The sequence below is a fragment of the Methanocellales archaeon genome, assembly GCA_028715985.1.
Classification (GTDB): domain Archaea; phylum Halobacteriota; class UBA148; order UBA148; family UBA148; genus UBA148.
The window spans coordinates 341,424-364,097 of the sequence record JAQUQR010000001.1 but is presented as its reverse complement, the minus strand read 5'-3'; the positions used below and the strand labels follow the sequence as shown (position 1 = coordinate 364,097).

At 42.3% G+C, this 22,674-nt stretch carries 21 protein-coding genes; 10 read left to right on the top strand and 11 right to left on the bottom strand.

Annotation, left to right across the window (positions count from 1 at the left end; translation table 11 throughout):
• Window position 1 precedes the first annotated feature (1 nt).
• The 7 genes from PHI74_02200 to PHI74_02170 form a co-directional block, all read right to left on the bottom strand.
• Complete coding sequence (locus tag PHI74_02200; GenBank protein MDD5484826.1) at window positions 2-259, bottom strand: hypothetical protein; 258 nt, start codon at window positions 257-259, stop codon at window positions 2-4.
• A gap of 11 nt (window positions 260-270) precedes the next feature.
• Window positions 271-516, bottom strand: coding sequence for a DUF4040 domain-containing protein (locus PHI74_02195; GenBank protein ID MDD5484825.1), 246 nt, complete (start codon window positions 514-516; stop codon window positions 271-273).
• Entirely contained in the window at window positions 513-878 is a 366-nt protein-coding gene (mnhG, locus tag PHI74_02190; protein ID MDD5484824.1) for a monovalent cation/H(+) antiporter subunit G, read from the bottom strand. Before mnhG ends, PHI74_02195 begins: the two co-directional genes overlap by 4 nt.
• On the bottom strand, window positions 875-1,147 hold the full coding sequence (locus tag PHI74_02185) for a monovalent cation/H+ antiporter complex subunit F (protein ID MDD5484823.1): 273 nt from the start codon (window positions 1,145-1,147) through the stop codon (window positions 875-877). Before PHI74_02185 ends, mnhG begins: the two co-directional genes overlap by 4 nt.
• Window positions 1,148-1,657 carry a Na+/H+ antiporter subunit E gene (locus tag PHI74_02180; protein MDD5484822.1) on the bottom strand — a complete coding sequence of 170 codons (510 nt, stop codon included), beginning with the start codon at window positions 1,655-1,657 and terminating at the stop codon, window positions 1,148-1,150.
• A gap of 369 nt (window positions 1,658-2,026) precedes the next feature.
• On the bottom strand, window positions 2,027-3,586 hold the full coding sequence (locus PHI74_02175) for a hypothetical protein (protein MDD5484821.1): 1,560 nt from the start codon (window positions 3,584-3,586) through the stop codon (window positions 2,027-2,029).
• Window positions 3,587-3,603: 17 nt separating this feature from the next.
• Entirely contained in the window at window positions 3,604-3,894 is a 291-nt protein-coding gene (locus tag PHI74_02170) for a hypothetical protein (GenBank protein ID MDD5484820.1), read from the bottom strand.
• A 336-nt stretch (window positions 3,895-4,230) separates the two neighbouring features.
• Between PHI74_02170 and PHI74_02165 the strand changes: the two genes are divergently transcribed.
• Together PHI74_02165 and PHI74_02160 are read left to right on the top strand one after the other, a co-directional pair.
• Window positions 4,231-4,359, top strand: coding sequence for a hypothetical protein (locus PHI74_02165; GenBank protein MDD5484819.1), 129 nt, complete (start codon window positions 4,231-4,233; stop codon window positions 4,357-4,359).
• Window positions 4,356-4,775 (top strand): hypothetical protein, encoded by a 420-nt coding sequence (locus PHI74_02160; protein ID MDD5484818.1) that lies wholly within the window; start codon window positions 4,356-4,358, stop codon window positions 4,773-4,775. The genes PHI74_02165 and PHI74_02160 overlap by 4 nt, the downstream gene beginning before the upstream one ends.
• 128 nt (window positions 4,776-4,903) lie before the next feature.
• Here the strand turns inward: PHI74_02160 and PHI74_02155 are convergent, their stop codons facing one another.
• On the bottom strand, window positions 4,904-5,449 hold the full coding sequence (locus PHI74_02155) for a hypothetical protein (protein MDD5484817.1): 546 nt from the start codon (window positions 5,447-5,449) through the stop codon (window positions 4,904-4,906).
• 232 nt (window positions 5,450-5,681) lie between these two features.
• Window positions 5,682-6,308: an MBL fold metallo-hydrolase gene (locus PHI74_02150; GenBank protein ID MDD5484816.1), complete on the bottom strand. Its 627-nt coding sequence runs from the start codon at window positions 6,306-6,308 to the stop codon at window positions 5,682-5,684.
• Between the two features lie 40 nt (window positions 6,309-6,348).
• Here PHI74_02150 and thiC point away from each other — a divergent pair, with 40 nt between their 5' ends.
• The 7 genes from thiC (at window position 6,349) to PHI74_02115 (ending at window position 18,797) form a co-directional block, all read left to right on the top strand.
• Window positions 6,349-7,614 carry a phosphomethylpyrimidine synthase ThiC gene (thiC, locus tag PHI74_02145; GenBank protein ID MDD5484815.1) on the top strand — a complete coding sequence of 422 codons (1,266 nt, stop codon included), beginning with the start codon at window positions 6,349-6,351 and terminating at the stop codon, window positions 7,612-7,614.
• A gap of 5 nt (window positions 7,615-7,619) precedes the next feature.
• Window positions 7,620-8,768 carry an alanine--glyoxylate aminotransferase family protein gene (locus PHI74_02140; GenBank protein ID MDD5484814.1) on the top strand — a complete coding sequence of 383 codons (1,149 nt, stop codon included), beginning with the start codon at window positions 7,620-7,622 and terminating at the stop codon, window positions 8,766-8,768.
• A 408-nt stretch (window positions 8,769-9,176) separates the two neighbouring features.
• Entirely contained in the window at window positions 9,177-13,613 is a 4,437-nt protein-coding gene (locus tag PHI74_02135) for a NosD domain-containing protein (protein ID MDD5484813.1), read from the top strand.
• A gap of 232 nt (window positions 13,614-13,845) precedes the next feature.
• Window positions 13,846-15,150, top strand: coding sequence for a methanogenesis marker 14 protein (locus PHI74_02130; protein MDD5484812.1), 1,305 nt, complete (start codon window positions 13,846-13,848; stop codon window positions 15,148-15,150).
• Window positions 15,151-15,157: 7 nt separating this feature from the next.
• On the top strand, window positions 15,158-15,781 hold the full coding sequence (locus PHI74_02125) for a thymidylate synthase (protein ID MDD5484811.1): 624 nt from the start codon (window positions 15,158-15,160) through the stop codon (window positions 15,779-15,781).
• Window positions 15,782-16,088: 307 nt separating this feature from the next.
• Window positions 16,089-16,460: a hypothetical protein gene (locus PHI74_02120; GenBank protein ID MDD5484810.1), complete on the top strand. Its 372-nt coding sequence runs from the start codon at window positions 16,089-16,091 to the stop codon at window positions 16,458-16,460.
• Window positions 16,461-16,472: 12 nt separating this feature from the next.
• On the top strand, window positions 16,473-18,797 hold the full coding sequence (locus tag PHI74_02115; GenBank protein ID MDD5484809.1) for a hypothetical protein: 2,325 nt from the start codon (window positions 16,473-16,475) through the stop codon (window positions 18,795-18,797).
• A 201-nt stretch (window positions 18,798-18,998) separates the two neighbouring features.
• Here PHI74_02115 and PHI74_02110 read toward each other — a convergent pair whose 3' ends face one another.
• Together PHI74_02110 and PHI74_02105 are read right to left on the bottom strand one after the other, a co-directional pair.
• Window positions 18,999-20,570 (bottom strand): GTP-binding protein, encoded by a 1,572-nt coding sequence (locus tag PHI74_02110; GenBank protein ID MDD5484808.1) that lies wholly within the window; start codon window positions 20,568-20,570, stop codon window positions 18,999-19,001.
• 28 nt (window positions 20,571-20,598) lie between these two features.
• A complete protein-coding gene (locus tag PHI74_02105; protein MDD5484807.1) occupies window positions 20,599-21,588 on the bottom strand; it encodes a class I SAM-dependent methyltransferase family protein in 990 nt (329 codons plus the stop codon).
• A 97-nt stretch (window positions 21,589-21,685) separates the two neighbouring features.
• On the opposite strand from PHI74_02105, the gene PHI74_02100 reads away from it, so the two are divergent.
• The coding region (locus PHI74_02100; GenBank protein ID MDD5484806.1) for a hypothetical protein at window positions 21,686-22,674 on the top strand (989 nt) is incomplete at its 3' end.

The following is a 22,674-nucleotide window of genomic DNA, read 5'->3' as shown; positions in this document are numbered from 1 at the left end:
GCTACTTCCTCCCGAGGAGCGCTATAACTCCCGTTCCGGCTGTAAATATCACCGTGACCTCACCGAATGTATCGTATCCCCTGTAGGAAACAACGATTGCTGTCACTATTTCAGTGACACCCGTCTCTTCGAGGCAATGCTCCTTATAATATGGTACGACATGCGTGTTCGCTGGAGCATTAGGGTCACCAAACTCTGGCATGCCTGCCACAGCTACCGCGAGCATTGCCCCGATGAGCAATATGAATATAGACGGCATGACTTTCAACTTCAGTCCTCCTCCATTCTAGCTGTCCTAGCGATAGTTAGGATAAACAAGACGGTCGTCACCCCAGCCCCAACCGCTGCCTCCGTGAAACCCACATCAGGGGAATTAAGCTGAACGTATGCCACTGCCATGAGCAAACTGTAGCCAGAGAAGATGACCGTTGCGACAAGCAAGTCCTTGCTGATGACTGCTGCCATAGCGAGGACCACTAAGATGGCCAGGATAAAGAGGTCAGGCCCCCATATCATGATAACATCTCCTCTGCTTTTTCTTTGTACATGTCTGGATAGGTCTGGTCACATGGTTTTACCCCATACAGGTATGCACCTTTCGCCAGAGCATGTGCAGCGGTTGGGTTTGTTACTAAGACGAATACTATTATCACGAAGAGCTTGATGCTTACGAGCGTCCACCCCTCATATAACATAACCCCAATCAAGACCAATGCCTGCCCCAGCGTATCACATTTGGTAGTAGCATGTAGTCTTGTATACACGTCTACCATTCTATTCAGGCCTATCGACCCGGCCATGAAGAAGAATACCCCTGCGAAGAGGAAGATAATAGACATGATGTCAAACATAACCGACACGATGCCAGGCAGCATCATCCAAATACCCTCCCCGTCCCCAGGTATCTTGCGGCAACAATCGACAGCATGAAGTTCAGTAATGCATAGGTTAGTGCGATATCGATGAAAAACAACTGCGCATTACTGATGTAGGCAACGAGAACTAACGAGACCAAGGCATAAGTGCCAATCACATTCACGGCAACGATCCGATCTGCGAGGGTCGGCCCATTTAGGACCCTATAGAGGGACAAAGCTGCTGCCAAGGATAGCAACAGGCCTGTCAACTGAAAGGCCTCGATCATCATCTAGGATCCACCACCATAGATAGCGGCTACCCTCGCCTGCATATCCCCTTCTAAAAGCTGGTCTCCCTGTCTTTTTGTGAGACAATGGATATAATACGTCCCATTTTCATCGATATCTATAGTTAAAGTGCCTGGAGTTAGTGTGATTGAGTTTGCCAGCGTGGCGAGTGCAACATCGTGCGGAAGGTCTGAGTTAAACTTTATGATCTGGGGGGATATCGGCAGTTTTGGATCCAACACTATGCGCACGACATCGATGTTGGAGTGGATGACCTGGCCTAGGAGCCAGAAAGTATACATGAAGAATCTGAGAGAATTTCTCAATATATCTGAGACATGTTTGACACTCCCACTAGGTCTCATCAGCAGATCATAAGAAAAGTAAGCTACAAGCAGGGAGCAGAGGACGCCTAAGGAAAGATGGACTATATCAAAAAGCGTTGACAATACCGCCCAAAGTGCGAACATGATGATGAAGGTCAGCAGAATGCCTGCCTTATCTTGCTTCAAGTTCCTGACCACATTTATCATCTCCGCCAAAGTGCGCCAATTTTTGAATCTCTTGATTTCGAATATACTTAAAGCTTTTGAGACATTAGCAAAGTTTTGAGCGATTTAATTTTTCCAGAGGGAATATCATTTTTTACTTTTGATGTAGGTGCTTGCTTTAAGTATAATATATAAAGTCGCTGGCAAATAAATGAAAGATGCCTTTGTCATCTAAAAACAACCATTCTCAACTCAAAATGCATTCGTACCGCGATGTACAAATAAGTTAAATCGATAAAGAGCCCTGCCAAACGTGTGTGCATTATTCACCAAACGCTTTAACCGAATTGGGCGCTTTTAACCCATTAACCAAAGCCAAAAATCATTTTATCACCTTTCTGAACCGCCCAGGCAATAATGGCAATTATCATACCCATCTTTCCGAGCTTCGTCTAAGAAAAAGTAAGGGACTTTATGCTTTTCCAACATCTTGCCCACCCAGGCACAATCTCTTTTATGGACTTCAAGACATGCGCGGTTCCTATTTGCAATATATAGCGGACTGCAATAGTTCTCCAGCCCCTTGATTCTAAGAGTGGCATTAACGATGGCTTCATCATCAGTTCCTTCAAGTTTTGCTGAGTCAATACCCAAGGACAACTGAGTACCTGGAATGTCTAAAGAAACCAACGACGACGATAACACTATTGGCGGCAATTCGTCAACCATTTTATCAGCTAACCATTTCAGTACCAATTCAATTAAAAACGCGGGAGCGCCCATGAGCCACTCCATAACTCCCAACGAGATATCCATATCTTCAATATCCGCCATTAACCTGTTTTGATTATCGAGGTATACAGTCCCCAGTGCCGAATAGTTTATCGACATATTTCTAACGCTAAAACTTCCGATGTTCTTGTTGTAGGTATCACTTCCAAATAGATAGTTTATGACAATTTTCACGAAAAGTCCAACACTAATATCTGCCCTAACTTTACCCGAAACGCGTATTTTATTCCCGTTCAGCAAATCGAGTTCTGGTTTCCCGAAATTAATTTTTCCACCATACTCTACCCTTAATTCATCAATATCAATCATCTGACTCGCTACAGCAGATATGATGGTGCCAAGGCCCGGAAATAACACAGCAATGGTAGTCAAAATCCAGTCAAACCAGAAATCATATTCTGACGTATCCAAAGACTGGCTTTCAGCTTTGGCGATGCTTTTCGGATAGGTCGTATGCTTCCACCAAAAATCAAAGACTTGATGCATTGCGCTTTCGCTAATTCCGGCCGAAAAATCGCTTCCACCGGTAAAATCAGCGACATCATGGATACTGCCGCCATTGTAACCTAAAAAGTTAAAACTCACTGCAGCGATATCGTTTGTAGTCTTTATATTGCCCAAGCCAATTGTCAACTCATTACTGGTGTGGGGCAATGATAACGCATAAAGAACAGGGCTGATGGATATGGTTGATACGTCCTCAGTCAGATACTCGTCAATCGCGATTGAAAGTATTTCATTCAGTTTATCCAGTACATTTTGGGGAAAACGAGCATCATTTATTTCAATGTCCACATTAGGGTGGTCGAAATCGATGGACAACTGTCTTGTGGTTTGATCATATGTCACCGAGGTTTCAATCGAAAAAAGTACATCCAATTTAAGCTCAATGCCACCCAATACAGTGAGATAAGTTTCCGCAGAAAGTAATATTTTTGTTGCATCCTTACTGATAAAATCAATAGTGGGCACTTTGAATTCAAGGTCATAATCGACGGTTATAAATTCAACCAAGGATGCCGGAACATTCGGAATGGGCAGGGTATATGATCCGGACTTGCTTTTTGGAAATTTACCCATACAATAGGCCGCCAGAAGTAATTTATTAACAAATCTTTCATTTGTTTCCAGAACCAAATCATAGCCACCAGTTCTCATCGCTTTGACCTCCCATCTTATTTTATTTTTATGTCTTTAGTTTTCTTTTCCCTGTCAATTTTCACTTTTACTTTTATTTCCTCTCCGCTCTCTATTTTCTTGTTGAGCTTTTTATCACTTGCAGGAATTTTTTTCAGGGCATTTTTCATTTTGCTTTCAGCTTCCATAGCTAACTTTTTCCGAAATTCTTCAGTGAGAAAATAGCCCTGAGATGCCAAGCCCCCCTCAAAATCCCTCGCAAATTCTCCTGCCAATTTCGGGTCCTTTTTTATTTTCTCATGAAGTTCTTCCATAGCCTTTTTTGTCAAGGGCTTTTTCTCTCCATCTTTTTTCGTTTTAATCACCCCCTTCTTCTCTCAATGCGCCGTTTTACTTATCAAATCCATTTTTCATGTTAACATAGTCATGTTACTATATTATACTATATATTACTGTACTGCCCTCAACCCTTTAGATATACATTGCTTTGTGTAAGTTGCTTGCTTTACTTTCGGAGATGTTACATAGCGAAAGTTAAAGGGGATTAATCGAATTTGGGATTGATTTCTCTATTTAAAAGCTGTTATGTGCAACGATAAAGGAGCGCACCAAAAGTTTTATAAAGAAGATTATTTAAACCTACTTATATTAACCAGAGGTTAAAAATGACCGAAGAAAAAAAGAGTGTAAAAAAATATAATCCTGACCAAACGATTCGGATTAGAAATAAAAAACCTGAAAAACAGCATATTCAAAAAATCAAACCTGATAAGAGTTCAGATGGTAAAAAATGAGTTGGGATATTTCCTTAATTGCCGTAGTCTTTGCATCGTCAGTTGCAGGTTTGGGTCTTATCCTAAATGGGATTGCCTTAATAGAGAATAGTAAAACAAGACAATTGCAATTATTAAATGAAGTTTTTAGAAGTATCAAAGAAACAGAATTAGAGCTTTACAAAGATTATAAAAACAAAGATCAGGAAACAAAAAGAGAGTGGGATAGCTTATTATTTAATTCCATCGAAGAATATGCGTTTTTCGTTAATGAGCGATTTATAAAAAATAAAAAGATATCAGGTTTTTTTGATGATGCTGTTGTGAAGTGGTATGAACAGATATATCTAGAACACTATTCAAAAGAAGAAATTGAGGACCCTAAAAATTTTCCAGAGTTTAAGAAGTTATATAAATCCATAAAATCAAAACAATAAATATAATTTCTCACGAAAAAAGAAGGATATGCGCCTACATTGTAAGAAATATCAAGTAAGCGCATATAGATGAATTGCCTAGATATTTATGTCCCTAGATATTTAGGTCTCTTGATATATTTGGGGTTTCATAGAATGGCATATCTCTCTTTTATTAATTCGACTATTTTTTGATGTAGCTCATCAGTGGCAATAAGTTCTCTTTTTTGATATTCTAACGTATCTTGGTCGTTAATCAAATGATCTGTACCAAATATAATTTTTCCAGAGGTAGTTTGCGGATGTTTTGGTTTTCCTTTGTAAACTATATCAAGCTTTTTACACCACATTTCTAATGAACACATAGTACCATTATTCAAAAAAGTCAAAATACAAAACAAATCAACAATATTAGATTTAAAAAGCCTTTGATATAGCTCTTTGGTTTTACCTACTGATTGTGACTTAAGCAGTAAAAGAGGCATATCAGATTTTAGAATGTTAAAACCAATGATTTCTCTCTCTTTATTTATCACGAACCACTCAAGAAAATCCTTTAACATCTTTTCTTCGCCATTATAATCCTTTCTATGCCATATTTTGATACCATCATCTGTTTTGACACCTATGGTTATTAGCCATTTCTTTAGCAAATCATAACCAGAATCCCCCCATGTGTTAACATCTAATATCATCGTTAGCTCTCTTATATTTTTTATAGTATTAACGATCTTAAGATATAATTCCTAATTACTTAATATTTATTTACCGCTCTTGATATGGCACCTTTGACTTGACGACCTTTGATCTTTCTGCTAATGCTTTCTTGTAGAGTTATGAGTTCAATTTTTAATGGAGAAAAAGTGGTGCTAACAGGGTTAAAATCTCAGAGTAGTCAAAAAGACCGAAAAGACTCACAAATCCATACTATAAAACCTCTTCCGCAAATCTGAGCGAATCCCTGATCTGGGCATTGACATCTTTGTTGGTCACATCACCATGCCCAGGGTATAGAGTCTCAACATCCAGTGTCGTCAACAGCTTGATCGATTTTATTAATTGATTTGAATCTCCTCCTTCTAAGTCAGTTCTCCCAACACTGCCATTTGGGAAAATGGTGTCGCCGGAAAACAACTGCTTTGATCCATATAGACAGATGCCTCCTGGAGTGTGTCCGGGCGTATGAATAACCTCCAACTCTACATCACCCAGATTTAAGATTTCACCGCCCTGCAATATCACATCTGGCTTGATGTTTGGCGATCGCACGCCAAAAAGGTCTGAAACCGTTGCACGATCATCGCCCAGTAGCTCAGCATCATTCTCATGAATCGCTATTCTGGCACCGGTTTGCTCTGCCAGCTCTAAGGCTCCGAATGTGTGATCATAGTGGCAGTGCGTTAAAACGATATATTCAAGAGCATTCGGTGCAATTATTTTCTCTATAGATCGAAGTGCCAACTCGCAATGCATTCCAACGTCCACTAAGATCGGTCGTTTTGCGGCAATGAGATATGAATTCGCATTGTAGGCGATTTTATGCACTTGAGCCATTGACACGTTAAATGTTTATCAAGAGGTGGCACATTAAACTTTGGAGGGCTCGACAATAATAGAAGCAGCACGTAAAGGACTAATAACGCCAGAAATGGAGCATGTCGCCAAAGCGGAGGGAATCGACCCCCAGAAAATCAGAAGCTTGGTTGCATCTGGCAGGGTCGTCATACTGAAGAATGCATCTAGAAACACGATACCTGTGGGTATCGGCGAATCCATGAGCGTCAAAGTAAACGTCAATGTAGGCACCTCAAAAGATTTCATCGATATGCAAGAAGAGTTGAAAAAAGCGTTGATTGCAGTGCAATATGGTGCTGACACGATCATGGACCTTTCCACCGGAGGAGACCTTGATGATATCCGAAGGAACATCCTCGAGTCCGTAAAAGTGCCAGTTGGCTCCGTCCCAATATACCAGGCAGCGCAGGACTCGATAGCTGACATGACCTCTGACGACATGTTCAACGCAGTTCGAAAACATGCAGAGGACGGTATTGACTTTGTAACGATCCATGCGGGGGTTACGTCGGATGCACTTGAGCAACTGAAGAAGAGTGACAGAATCTTGAACGTCGTGAGTAGAGGCGGTGCCTTTACGATTGCCTGGATGATTCACAACGAAAAAGAGAATCCTTTTTATGAGGAATATGATTATCTGTTAGAGATTGCGCACGAACACGATCTTACGATCAGTTTGGGAGATGGCATGAGACCTGGATGCATAGCTGATGCATCAGATAGAGCAGAGTTCATGGAATTCATGACGCTTGGTGAGCTTACACGCGAAGCACGCAGAAAAGGCGTACAAACGCTGGTCGAAGGGCCGGGACACGTCCCCTTGGAGGATATCGATCTAAGCGTAAGAACGATGAAAAGCCTTACAGATGGAGCCCCGGTATATTTGCTCGGCCCTCTTGTGACAGATATAGCACCAGGCTATGACCATATAACTGGCGCCATAGGGGGTTCCGTGGCAGGAATGCACGGAGCGGACTTTCTGTGCATGACCTCTCCGTCAGAACATTTATCCCTTCCCACCGTGGAAGATGTCAAGGAGGGCACCATCGTAACAAAGATTGCAGCGCATATCGCAGACCTGGTTAGGATAAAAGATCGAGCTAAAAAAATGGACGATCAAATGGCAATCGCCAGAAAAAATCTTGACTGGGAGAAGCAATTCGAACTCTCCATCGATTCGGAAAGAGCGAGAAGGATTAAATGCTCTCGCAAGTCGAAAAGCGATGCCTGCTCCATGTGTGGGGACTTGTGCGCAATTAAGATCATAAAAGATGCACTGAGGTGAAAAATATGAATCCACTATTGATGATACCTGGACCTGTGACTCTACACCAGAGGGTGTTGAGCGCGATGTCAAAGCCGATGATCAATCACCGGAGCAAGGAATTTGCCGGGATATATGATGAATGCGTTTCCATTCTAAAAGATGTATTTAGCACTAAAAACGATTTATTCGTCATCAGCGGCTCTGGAACAGCTGGAATGGAGGCAGCTGTCAGCAATGTCGTTGATGGTGACGATGTCATCACGATTGTCAACGGAAAATTTGGCGAAAGGTTCAAAGATATCGCTGAATTGTATGGAAATGCGATACCAGTAGAGTATCAGTGGGGTAACTCCATAGAACTTGATGATGTCGAAGTGGCGTTGGAGGGCGGAGCAAAAGTTGTGACGATGGTCCATAATGAGACTTCGACTGGCATATTAAATCCTGTTAAGGAAATCGCTACTCTGGCTAGGAAGTACGATGCCCTGGTCATCATGGACGGCATTACATCAATTGGCGGCGTGGACGTTCCGATAGATAAGTGGGGAATCGACATCGCCATCGCCGGATCGCAGAAATGCGTCGCTGCACCGCCCGGGCTGGTTGCCATCTCTGTCAGCGAGAGAGCGTGGGAACGCATGGAAGATAGCAGGGCTCCCTATTACCTTGACTTGAGAGAATATCAAAAATATGCGAATAAAGAGGTCACTCAGACTCCGTATACGCCCGCTGTACCCCTGTTTTTCGCTTTGCATGAGGCGCTACGCATGTTGAAAGAAGAGGGCATGGAGGAAAGAATAAAGCGGCATAGACGATACGCAGAGGCGGTCCGAAATGCCATGAGGGCGATGAGATTGGAGCTGTTTCCGCGCCTAAATGACATAAGCGAGTATTCCAATACGGTCACAGCAGTGAATATGCCCGAGGGAATTACCGACAAGCAACTGCGGGATGGCGTGAAGGAAAAAGGAGTGCTCATCGCGGGTGGTCAAGGGCAGTTATCAGGAAAGATATTCAGAATAGGGAATATGGGCTCTATATCCGAAAAAGAGATTTTGTTCACCATAAGGGCAGTAGAGTCTGTCTTGGCTGAGCAGGGATTGAAAACAAAGGATATGGGTGTAACTGCTGCAGAGCAAATATTGAAATCGTGGAGTTATATGCATCCGTAAGAATCGGAAATACCTTCATCCATACATAATACCTTTCATATATAACAACTGAAGACCATCAAGAATAAAATTAGTAGATACTAATTACCATTTTTTAGAGCCGTCTCTAGGTGTACCGTCGAATTTTCGATTGTTAATTTCAACAAGATTATCAACTTAAGGCACAAGCGCGTAATATATCCAAAGCTAAATACAATCTTTGGCTAGCTGTTCAGGGTTTATTTATATACTCTCCATCTAAGATAAGATATTAATTAATACTGGTTTTTATGTGACACATTGGTCACAATAATAAGATAAATTTAAGTAAACGCATGAAAACATGACATTTATCGGACGCGTAATCAACCAGTGATAAAATTAGGTTGAATGTTAAAAAAAGGTAAGTCCTTTTGAAGGGTGCAGCCTATGAAAAACAAAATCACAAAGCTTTATGCTTTGTTTATAATTTTGGCTGTTGTGGGCAGTTCACTTAACGGTATAGCTATCGCAGCGAATAATCCAGTGAGTCCAACAGGCGATACCCAGAATGGAATGGTGAATGATAAGAGACCCGACCTAACGACATCTTCAGTATCTATAATCTACGTCCCTGATGATTATCCAACGATCCAAGCGGCCATTGATAATGCAAGTCATGGAGACACCATAATCGTGAGGGACGGGACCTACACTGAAAACATAGTTGTGGACAAGCGTTTAACCATAGAATCTGAGAATGGTTCTGATTTTACTCTAGTTCAGGCTCAAAATTCAAATGACCATGTATTTGACGTAACCGCAGATTACGTAAACCTAAGTGGATTCACTTTAATAGGTGCTACTGGAGTTATTAGTGCAGGTATATACCTCGATGAAGCAAATTACTGCAATATTTCGAGCAACAATGTCTCGAACAACTACTATGGAATCCGCCTCTCCTCCAGCAGCAACACCCTATCAAACAACACCGCCTCGAACAACAACTATGGAATCTACCTCTACTCTTCCCGCAACAACACCTTGTCTGGCAACACCATGAGGGACGATGGAATAGGTATATGGGGTGGCTCAGTATCTGATTATAACAGCCATGAAATCGACACATCTAATAAAGTTAATGACAAGCCGGTCTACTACTGGAAGGATAAAGTAGGTGGAACAGTGCCAGCTGGTGCCGGCCAGGTGATACTGGCCAACAGTACGGGGGTTACGGTATCTGGTCAGAATGTCAGCGATGGTTCGGTGGGTGTTTTGCTCGCCTATTCTTCTGGTTGCACCATCTCAAACAACACCGCCAACTCGAATAACGACAATGGCATCTATCTCTACTTTTCCAGTAGCAACACCCTATCAAGCAACAACGCCTCGAACAACGGCGATGGAATCGTCCTCTCTTCTTCCAGCAACAACACCATATCAAACAACACCGCTAACTCGAACAGTGACTACGGAATCTACCTCTACTCTTCCAGCAACAACACCCTATCAAACAACACTGCCTCGAACAACGGCTATGGGATCTGGCTCATCCTTTTCAGCAACGACAACACGATATCAAACAACACCGCCAACTCGAACAGCTACTATGGAATCTGGCTTATCCTTTCCTACAACAACACCATATCAAACAACACTGCCTCGGACAACGACTATGGAATCTACCTCTACTATCTCGGCAAAAACGCCATATCAAACAACACTGCCTCGGACAACGACTATGGAATCTACCTCGAGTTTTCCAGCAACAACACCATATCAAACAACACTGCCTCGGACAACGACTATGGAATCTACCTATACTCTTCCAGCAACAACACCATATCAAACAACACTGCCTCGGACAACGACTATGGAATCTACCTCTATATTTCCAGCAACAGCAACACCATCTACAACAACTACCTAAACAACACGAACAATGCCTATGACGATGGAAACAACACTTGGAACATCAGTAAAACCGAGGGAACAAACATAATTGGAGAATCCTATCTTGGAGGGAACCACTGGAGCGATTATGTTGGTGAGGATTTGGATGGAGATGGACTGGGGGATACACCTTACGACATCCCAGGTGGCACAAACAAGGATTACTTGCCACTTGTAACACCAACTGCGACTTCTGCAAAAGAGTTAGCTCTGGAACACCTAAAAGAGATAATGGATAAATACAACGAGTTTTTTGATGTATATACTGATAGAGATGCAGCAGGCAATCACTATACGCCTGGTTATTATAACGGCGATAGTAATATGGAATTCAATGACAACTGGCTGGATAATCCACACTCAGGTACAAGTTGCATAAAGGTTACATGGAATGGAGCTGCAGGAAACGATGGCTATAAGTGGAATGGTGTTATGTGGCAGCATCCTGAAGGCAATTGGGGTGACACCCCGGGTTATGGTTATAACTTAACTGGTGCAACAAAATTAACCTTTTGGGCAAGAACAGATGAGCCTGGACTAAAGGTGCAATTTTTAGTGGGGTATGAAAACGATGCATCTGGTGTAGTGTTAATTAATGAGACAACAGATGGGTGGGTTGAATTATATCCAAATTGGACAGAGTATGAGATTAACTTATCAGGTAGGGATCTATCAGATATTGCCGGAGGATTTGCTTTCCTTTTCAATATGGAGAATGATCCCGATCCCGACGGCTGTACATTTTATTTGGACGACATAAAATACGACAAAGTTACACTTTATGATCCCGACAAACCATATAAGGACTCATGCGGTCCAGTGAGTTCAGGACTCATTACTTTAGCCAATAGCTGGACACGGTATGCCATTAACTTGACTGATGAAAATCTAAGTCATATAATAGGAGGATTCTGCTGGGTTGCAAACAAAGATAATAATCCAGATGGTTGCACTTTCTACATAGATGATATAAAATATGAATATGAGGATAGAAATTTTAATGTCTACACCGATGCACAACAAAACTGGGCTGGCGTTTATTGGCAGGATCCAGAGAACAACTGGGGAAATTGTTCTACAGGTGGATACAATCTAACAGATGCAACTAACTTGAGTTTTTGGGCGAAAGGAGATAACGGCACAGAAAAAATAGAATTTAAAATTGGTGGCATAGGTCGGGATCCAGATACCGATCAACAAATCGCACTATATCCCGACTCGCTACATCCGGCAGTTTCAACAGGTATTATCAATCTAACAAATGAATGGGAGCAGTATACTATTAATTTAACAGGTAAAAATTTGAGCCATGTTATAGGGGGATTTTGTTGGGTTACCAATACTACCCTCAATCCTAATGGCTGTACTTTTTATTTGGATGATGTAAAATACAACAAACAACGTTTGGATGAGTTAAGATTTTTAGTGAGTTACGAAACTACCTCCGCTTCAGAAGACAAGTATATGAAAAATGTTGCTTATACATACGACAATGCTTTGGTAATGTTAGCCTTTATGGAAAGAGGTTCGGAAGAAGACTGGAGGAGGGCAAAAATTTTAGGGGAGAGTTTTATTTACTGCCAAAATCATGACCGGTACTTTAATGACGGACGTTTAAGAAATGCATACCAAGCAGGAGATATTGCTGATCATCAGGGAAAAGCACGCCTGCCAGGTTGGTGGAACGACTCAGAACAAAAATGGTTTGAAGATACTGGTTCGGTTGGCTCCGGCACCGGCAACATGGCATGGGCCATGATTGCCTTGCTTTGTTACTACGAAGCTACTGGCAATACCACCTACTTAGAATCTGCTGAACGGTTGGGAGACTGGATATACAATAACACGTATGATACCAGATACTATGGCGGGTACACAGGCGGCTACGAGGGGTGGGGAGCTAATCAAACGAACCTATCATTGAAATCCACTGAGCATAATCTTGATGTCTATGTTGCTTTTATGAAACTTTATAATGCAACAAACGATTCTGTGTGGCAAAGCAGAGCGATACACGCAAAAAACTTTGTAATGTCTATGTGGAATGAAGATGATGAGCACTTTTGGACTGGGACAAAAGATGATGAAACGATCAACAAAGATGTTCTGCCTGCCGATGTAAATACCTGGGGAGTAATGGTTTTGGGTGAAGAGTATGGTGCTGGCGTAAAATGGGTTGAAGATAATTGTAAGGTAACTTCATGTCCAGAGGGTTGTGGATTTAAAGGTTTTGATTTCAATAACGACAAGGATGGTGTGTGGTTCGAGGGAACTGCTCACATGTGCATCGCATATCAGATCATGAATGAAACAAATAAATCAGATGATTATATCTCAGAAATTCGCAAAGCCCAAACCTCTGCCAATAATAGCAATGGAAAAGGGATCGTAGCTGCTTGTCACGATGGAGTCACCACAGGTTTTGATGAAGTTTACAATAATAGGCTGCATATCGGAGCAACTTCTTGGTACATCTTTGCTGAGCAAAAGTATAATCCATACTGGCAGATAAATACAAGCGATACGATTCCCTATCAATTTTTTGATACGGGTCCGGGGACTTATCCAAGCATCTCCGGTACTCACAACGGCACGATCACCCCATCACATGATATCGACGTTTCCTACATGTACACATATCCATGTAATGGAACAGGCGGACACACTAGATACGTTAAAATATGGAATTCGACGTGGAATACGACTGCAACCTGGAGCGGTTACAGCGGAGATTATCACAACATAACCTTTGATTCCTCCTTTGTGCTCAGAGCAGGCGAGACATACAACTACACGATCAGGACGGGCTCCTATCCGCAGATAATACATGCAACCAGTAAGGCAGTGACAGGTGGAACGATCACCTGCGCGCAGTTCACCGATGCAAATGGTCGCACTTACAACGACTGGATTCCTGCGATTAGGTTAGAGTAAAAAAGAAAAAAGACCAGTCAACGACTAATGGTATCCATGTTTTTTTAGTTCATAGTTATTTTATTGTAGTTTTGTAAAAAAAATTGCAAACCACAATTAAAGGAACAGTGAAAACTTCACTGGCTTGCTTCATGGGAATCTCAGCTGCTTAGGGTAGAGAGGATATACCTTGCTGGATTACATATTAATTAATTAGGTATAATCCATATTTTGAGATACTTAGGAGTGAAAATTGATAGAAATTGCAAAAAGCAGATTCGTGGATGCGTCATTTATCCTGAGAGATAACGTATATGTGGTTGCGTCCGTCGAGCTTGGAAATACTACGATCAAATCGATATTAACTGCCACCGATCTGATCGAAGGGAGAACATACTTCCTTGACAAGACGGTTGAACTGACCAAATCCCTCAGACCACCCAAGGAAAACGAATACGTTTTCGGGAGAACGGTTAGAGGACAACCACTGTCAAGAGAGGCTATATCCGAAGCCATCAAAAACATACTCCTACGATCCATGACGAAGGCGATGATCAGCGTGAATGATCTGGACTTCGTCGTGAGGTCTACAGGAGTGGTAGCAGGATTTGAGACCCCAGAGGAGGTGGGCGAGATCATCAAGGCACTGGCTGATGGTTGCCTGAAAGCAGGAGTGCCACCACGAAAGATGACAGGAGCGATGAGAAAGGTCGATTTGCCGGAATCGCTGCAAAGATTCTCATTCATGGACGACATAATATTTGACGGTGCGGTAGCTGGTGTGGAATGCACCATGCCGATCGTTGCCAATGAGATGGAGAGCGAACTGGTGCTGGCGGGAATCAAAGAGGGAGCTAAGTGGACCCATGTGGACTTCCGGAGTCCCTGCATAGGGCTCGACTTCGGGACGACGCTGGCAGGAAGAGCCACCAACGCTGAGGTCCCGTATGCGAGCGTTGTCGGGAGCTACTGCGGATTGGCTGGCGCGATATTCGATGCCCTTGCCCAGCCAGTTGCAGATACGGCACTCCAGTTGTTAGGTTCCTCTGAGGGGAACATTCCAGAGAGCTACGTAGAGGATGTGATGCGCCTGATCAAGATCAAACGGGTAACCTCTGAAAAGAGATTTGGCACCGTCCCGGTCAACCCAAAAGGGCTCAAAGAGTCCGGCATCGTCCTCCTCGGAGTGGATGTCGGAACGAACGGAGACCGATTAAACGAGCTGAGTGAAATAAGCGCCGAGCTGTTGGAGGAGGATCGCCGAAATATCGGCGGACTTATAGACAAGGTCTCCTCAGAATTGGTGAAGAGCCTCATTGAAATTTCATGGGATTATGGGCTCAAAGGAGCGATCGGAATTACCGGGAGGGGTGCCATCACCGGTGCCAAACCCGCAATGATCCGAGAGAAGCTGGGTATACAAGATTTAGTCTTCGTGGACGATGGACTGGCCAGAGGGGCGGCTGTGCTTGCAAGGTGTCTGCATTCACTGGGCACCCCAAAATCGCCCATCGGCGGCATAAGAGGGGGGAAATGCGTGATGAGCATGAGGAGATGATATGGTGATGAAAATTGGAAGGTTTATCAGAGCTGACACGATCAGCGATGCCTGGTACAGGGGATTAAACCTGATCTGGAACAACGGCGAAGAGATAACGGATGAAAGAAGCAGCAGGATCAAGGAGCTGCTTGATCTGATGATCGTAATCCAGAATCCCTATGCGGATCAGATCCCAAAGGATACCGCATGGAACGCAGAGCGCCTGGAGGAATACTCTAAGCAGTTAATTTTTGGCACCGAGCAGGACTTCGTGTATACCTACGGTCAACGCCTGCGTAATTGGAATGGAATAGATCAGATCGATTTCGTGATCAGGAAGCTCAAGGAAAGCCCGAACTCGAGGAGGGCAACCTGTGTCACCTGGATGCCGTCAAAGGACACCAAGGCAGAGGAAGTGCCCTGCATGGTCGTACTGGATTTCAAGCTTCGGGGCGAGCTGAATTTAACAGCGGTGTTCCGATCGCATGACTTCTACGGTGCAGCAGCTGCCAACTGGTATGCCCTTGCAAGATTGCTGGAGCATGTTTCAAAGCAAGTTGGTGTAACTCCTGGAAAGATAACCTCGGTAAGCGTCTCAGCGCACATATATGAGTATGACTGGGATGATGTGAGCGGGATAGTAGGATGATGTCTGGGATTATTTGTATTCGGTTCTAAATAGCTCTATGATAGCTTTTATTAGAGGTCAGAAATGATCTCTGATATATTCGAGAAGTATCGTAATAGAAAATATATTAATATCAATGAGACCTATGCTCATGTAAGCAATAAAGAACTGAGCAAGACAAAAAAAATCCTCCGAATTCTCTGTGCTTAAAGGGGGAAAAGATGAGAACAAACAAAGACCTACTAAAAGTAAGTAACGATAATAATGTCAGATATAAACGAGGTGGGCGACATTATTCATCCAAAACTCAATAAAAAGAGATGAAAAAATGAGACATATAAATGCGTGGTTTAATAAAATGGACCAATTATTTTTACTCTCTCCTTCCTTCTATATAATTCTTTCAGGAGCTTTGATTGGTGCATCGATAAATTTGCTAACTGGTCTAATCTTTACAAAAGAAGTCTCATCAATATATGTAAAATTGGTAATTACTTTTCTGCTAGGCTCTTCGGGATTATTGGCTTATATAGGTCTTATTCTTGAAGACTTGCGCAGCAAAGTTGGGGAAGATACTGATTCTTTACGACGTATGGTTCTTCATCGACGAATAAAACTTTATCCAATAGCCATTATGGGTTTTACTTTTCTGCTAGTTAGTGTATGTTTACTAATAAATATTTTAGGATTTATAGATTAATGAGGATGGAAAATGGTATCCCTAAAAGTGTTTAAAATATTTGAGAAGGAAGTAATCCCAAAAGAGTCAGAGTATAAATGGACTACTAGGAGAATTAAAGAACGAGAGTTAAAACCAAGCTGGAAAGATCTTACCGATGAACGTATTGATGTTCCTAGTCATCTACTTAAAGACATATTAGACTACCTTGAACAAAAACATTTTGTAATACTTATAGGGGACAAGAATACAGGGAAAACGTGGTTATCTTATGCAGTAGGATATAATCTTGTAAAAAACGAGAAAGAGGTATTGTATTCTAATGTAGATGATAACTTTGAAGCAGATACTGCTTGGAGCGAAATCGTTCTTAGAGAAGTAAGATTCGAAAAAGGACCGCTGAGATATATTATCATTGATGATTGTCATATAAATCGTGAAGAAAGCGAAACTTTTTTTCAGAAAATTTTAGATGAGGGTGAACAAAATCTCAGATTTTTGTTTACTATGCGAAAGACTGGTAAAGTTTTTTTAGAGGATATAGAGGACGAGGATATCTTCTACAATGAAGGGACTAAACGAGAGTGTGTAGTACATTTATTACCAGATGAAATGAGTAGAGAACACGTCAAAAATATTATCAAGAAGTTTATAAAAGTAGAAGAAATACGTTATGAAATATCAGAAACAGAATTAGATGACGTAGCCGAAAGATGGGGCACCGATCTCTTCTGGTGTTGGTTGCGTCTTATTTCATGGAACTATTCTGAAGGTCAGAGATTATCCGATATTACTGATGATCACGTGTGTAATTTTATATGGTATCATAAGGGTGAAATAAGATTATCCATACCAAAACGTAGAAAAGTCTTGTTCCCTTTATCAGCACTTTGTCAGTTTGAATATTTGAAGGTTTATGATCTTACAAATTTTTTAGAAGACAATAGAGAAACATTATATGAGTTAATTGATGAGGGGCTTGTAGGGTTATCCAGTTGGAGAGGGCATGATTTTGTAAGCATTCCAGAAAATTTTGCTGAACTTATTTTAAAAACTATGTCACAAAAAGTCACATCTTATAGAGAAAATGAGTTATCTGAGCAAATAAAAATATTCAAAGATTATCTAAAGTCAAAACCGAAACCGCCTAACTGGTATAGTGTTTTCTATTACCCCTATTTGATAAGAGAAACTGAAAAGTCTAACTTTGCAAAAGAAGTTCTGACCTCTCTTTGGAATGATATTGATATCCAGAGAATCGTAAAAGAAAATGTGAAAGACAGGACATTAGGACAAATACACTCTTTGATTAATGGCTTGCTATGGGTTGAAGGAAAGAACTCTTGGATGGAAAGTCCAAAAGCACAGGAAATTAGGTCACTTTATCTCAAGGATAACTACAAAAACATACAAGACAAAATGAAATCTTCATCTGCCAGAACTATAGAGCGTTATCTGCCTTTATTGAGTCGTATTGTTGAACTAAATAAATTTTTCGATGTCTTTGAAATCTCTGATTATAAAAGTATCATAAATCTCTCCACTATAAGTACCATTCGTAGATTATTTTTCAGTTTTCAGAAGCAAAACTGGAATGTTCCTTCTGCTGCAGAGAAAATGGCAAAGGCATTGTCTGAGGCCGATTTAGCTCGATTAATATCTCAAGAAAATGCTTCTCTTTATAGGCTTGGTGGACTTATTGGAAATGTTATGCAGGTTGATCTTTTAGAGGCTAAAAGATTTGTTGAAAAATTGAGTGAAATAGATTTAAGTGATTTGATTTCTCGAAAGGATTCAATAGCTGAAGAAAAGAGATATACCAAGGTAGAAAATATAAATTACTTTTTATCAAAATGGCTTTCGTTCGCTCCCAATGATAGGAAAAGAATCGTGGACAATATCAGTGATGATGTGTGGTATCGTCTTATTCAATCTGCATCCTATGACCAAGGTTTTTGGCTTCTTTGGAACATTTATGTAAATAGTTCAAACAAAGCAAAGTGCATCGTTAAAAATAGTGTAGGAGATTTTTTACTTCAGAAGTATATTGAAGAGCCAAAAGAAATGTTTTTCTTGCCGTTACTAGGTATTCTGCATCTCTGTGATTTTGTAATTCACAATATATCACTTGAGACAAACATTACAAGAATTAAGCAAATGCTTTTGAAGCTTAAAGAAGAGAGAAGACTTACTCTCTTGGTTCTGTCACTGGTAGCTCTTAAGGTTAAATTACCTTCACAACAATTTGGAAATGTTAAAGGAGTGCTCGATGAAAAATTGGCAAACTTTATTCGAAATGCTCCGGATATCCGAATAAGAGAGGTTCTTAGCAATCTAATAAAAGGATATTGTAATTAACGTATAAATTTAAGAAAAATGAACAACATCGCCTAACAGAGCTTATCTGGCTTCGCTATGCTTCGCTCAAATTCATCGCTACGCTCGGAACTTCAGCTAAACGTAAATATTATACACGATACGTTTCACTTTGAAAATGAAAAATATCAGAGTGCAAGTTTGATCGACCATAAAAAATAAAACCCCACTCTCTAAAACGACCTACCCACAAACCCTTACAACCTGCCCGATTCCCTTGCTCTTTCCCTCTCGGAAGATGAACTTCTGGCCCTCGTAGATGTAGTAGGGATGGAACTTGAACCTCATCCGCACTCGGCCACTCTGCCCGGCCATCATGTAATCCCTGTCCAGCTGCTCGAATACCGTGGCTTCAGCTATGGTCTCCAGGTGCGTCACCGGCTCATAGCCTTTTTTTATCCTGGTAGGGTGATTCAGGATGAAAATTTCTGCCTCAAACTCTCTTACCGCTTTGGGATGCCCCTTGCACAGGACCATTCCCCGCCTTACTTCCTTTGGGGGGACTCCCTTGAGAGCTATCCCGACGATGTCGCCCGAACTGGCTTTATCAGTCCTGTAATAATGCATTTCAATGGACTGAGCCCTTACGGATATGAAGTCCCCCTCAGCCATGGGGCCCAATTGCAGCATATCACCCGATCTAACCTCTCCCTGCTTTATAGAGCCGCTCACCACGAGGCCTGTCCCCGCTATGTGATATATGTTGTCTATGTAGAGCTGGAACGGCTTTTTACTCTCAAGATTGCGTTTGGGCAGATGGAAAAAGAGCTTATCCAGCATATCCAAGCCCTCTCTTGTGACCGCCGATGTACGCAGGACGGGGGAGATGACACCTTCACTTAATTTATTTGACACCATATGCAGATCGGATGTTGACTTCAGGCGCAAGGGTATCTTGCCCACCGTTCTCAGCACATCTGATATCTGCTTTTCCGCTTCCGCTATTCGACCTTCCTCCACTTCATCTACCTTTGTTATGACAATGATCGTAGGCAAATCCATGGCAAGCAATATGCCAAGATGCTCCCTCGTTGAGTGAGTGACGCCATCGTTTGCAGCTACCGTTAAGAGGCCGTAGTCCAGCTTCTGGCCTACTATCCCTCTTATTGTCGTTCGCAACCAGGGTTCATGCCCTACCGTATCAACAAAAGAAACCAATTTCTCAGCAGATTCAACGATGGAGGCTTTTTCCTTTTTACTCAAGGGGTTTTTCAAGTGGATAGTATTGCCTGATTTGAAGCCGTAAACTCCGTAGGATAGATCAGCAGATAATCCACGCTCTATCTCATGGGGCTGCACATCCAAAAATATGCGGGTCTTGCCAGAGCCGTCATCGCACATGCCCGTAATCAGGGAACCGATCAGGGTGCTCTTCCCATGGTCCACATGACCGGCACTTCCAACTAGAATATGCTCCTTCATGACAGAGCGATTTTTGATCGTAACCAGACCAACATATCCATCGCCCACCACATACTCCTTACAATCCACTATATCAGCACCAACTTCGAGGACAATGCAATTCAAAACAGAAAGGGTCTCATCAAACATTTTGCGGGATATTCCCTTGAAGGCCCCCCCGTCGGTCACCCCTATGACGTATAATGCCGTGCCACTCCCCATGATCATGCGGTGTTTCATCTGGCAGGCTAAACTTTGCCTCCGATCCTCCCTGAGATGCACATCTTCAAGCAGAAATTCCTTGAATTCGATGTTCTCCCTTTCACCGTTGTCAACTATGGTTGCTATGTTCATCGTGTCATTTTATACATCCAATTTCTGCTTAAAATACTTGTGCATCGACTACCACATGCCAAACGCCAGGAGAATATTTCTTTATCTTGTTCAGTCCGATTACCTCCGCTGATCGGCCCAATTTTTCAGCGGATTCCACAACCCTTCTGACCGGACGTTCAAAAACGAGCTTTTCCGGCGTGGTCTCATGATAGTGAAGAATTCCGCCTGACTTTAATGCATTAATTCCCTGCGTCAGATAGTGAAAAGCCTCAAAACTGCCCATGATAACACGGTTTGCTACGCCAACTGGCGTCACAGACAGGCAATCCCCATATATCGGTTGAACTATGCCCTCCACACCGTTAAGTGCGATATTCTCGCACAAATAATTGTAAGCGAGGGGGTTGACCTCGATCGCAAGGACCTTTTCTGGATTGGAGTGGACAGCCATGGGAATTGAGAAGTACCCGATTCCAGCAAACATGTCCACAACAATTCCCTGGCCAAACCTGCTCAACCTCCTCCTTTCTTCCAAATTTCCTTTGGAAAACATTATTTTAGATGCATCCAACTTAAACAAGCAGCCATTCTCTTTATGGATGGTTTGTGTGTCCTCACCAGCTATTATTTCAACATCTGGCTCCCGATATTGGCCGGTCACACCCTTTATCATCAATGCAGTCTTGCACCTGGGGTGTAATTCGAGAAGTGCCCCTCCAATCTCGTATTTTCTTTTTTGTAATGCAGTAGGGATATTCACAATGATTATATCCCCAATGATCTGCCATCCATGCGGCATTTTCACTAGCTCTTCCCTACTGAGCACATTGGCGAGAAGCTGGATGAGCGTTGCTTTGGTATTGCGCATTATCGGCTGATCTTGCTCGATCACATCATATTCTGTGGTGTTTGTGATCGGCAACTCGATGAACTCTCCATTCTGAATGATCTTCCTGGAAGAATCAAAGACGCCAAGACTCAACAATCTTTTCCTAACCATCTCTGCTTCTTCTTTGGGAATTCGTAAAGCTTTCATGACAAGGATAGAGCATATATAATATATATAAGAGTGAAAAGGTATTTATACTGTTAATGCCACAAATTTAGGCATACCTAAATATTTGGGGGATAGGATGAACATGATGAAAATTAACATTCTGTGCATTTTTTTGGCCGTTATGCTTCTCATGCCGGTAATAGGGGCGGCTGACAACCCAACGATCGTGATCACAGATTATCAAGTATATCCTGATGTGCTGATGCCCGGCGATGTGGGCACTATCACGATAACCATAAAAAATACAGCTACAACGGCGACCCAGACAGATACAACCACATACACATCTGTAGGGACCACGACTTCTACAACTACCACCAAAAGCATAAACGCGGATATTGAGAGGGTGTATTTATCGGGGAAAGGCATTGAGGTGATCAGTGGGGACTATGGGCACCCAGGTGAACTGGGTCCGGGCCAAAGTACTACGATCACATTTGAGATAAAAGCTCCAACTAAGGAAGGCACATACTTCCCAGAGGTCCTGATAGACGTTCTTGAGGGCGGAAGTGTCAAGTACCCAATCCCGATAAAAGTGGATGATTCCAGCGTGAATATTTTAGCCTCGAAGCTCCCGTTGGCGATTCCAAAAGGGGATTTGACAGAGATAGAGCTGAGCATAGCAAACCTAAGACCGAATTCTATCAACAGCGTGAGCATCACTCCAAAGGCAGAGGGAATTGAGTTCACCCCAAATGAAATTTTCTTGGGCACGATGACGCCTGATGAGACATCAACGGTCGAGTTCACCTTGCATCCGGTATCCCTGGATCGAAAGGATATCTCCTTCGAGTTGACATATAAAAACGGGGATAACATGCACTCCACGATACTGGCGTCATCCATCGATGTGGAGGAAAATCCCGGTGTAGAGCTAATATTAGTAGATCGCCCGACTTCAGTATTGAAGGGGGAGAAGATCGATATCGAACTGGATATCGCAAATAGGATGTCCCAGAGCATTTCGAGCGTCCGTGTGGTACCCATGATGGATGGAGACATCAATCCATCTGAATATTTCATAGGAGAGATTAACTCCGAGCAGAAGGCGACCACCCAGTTCAA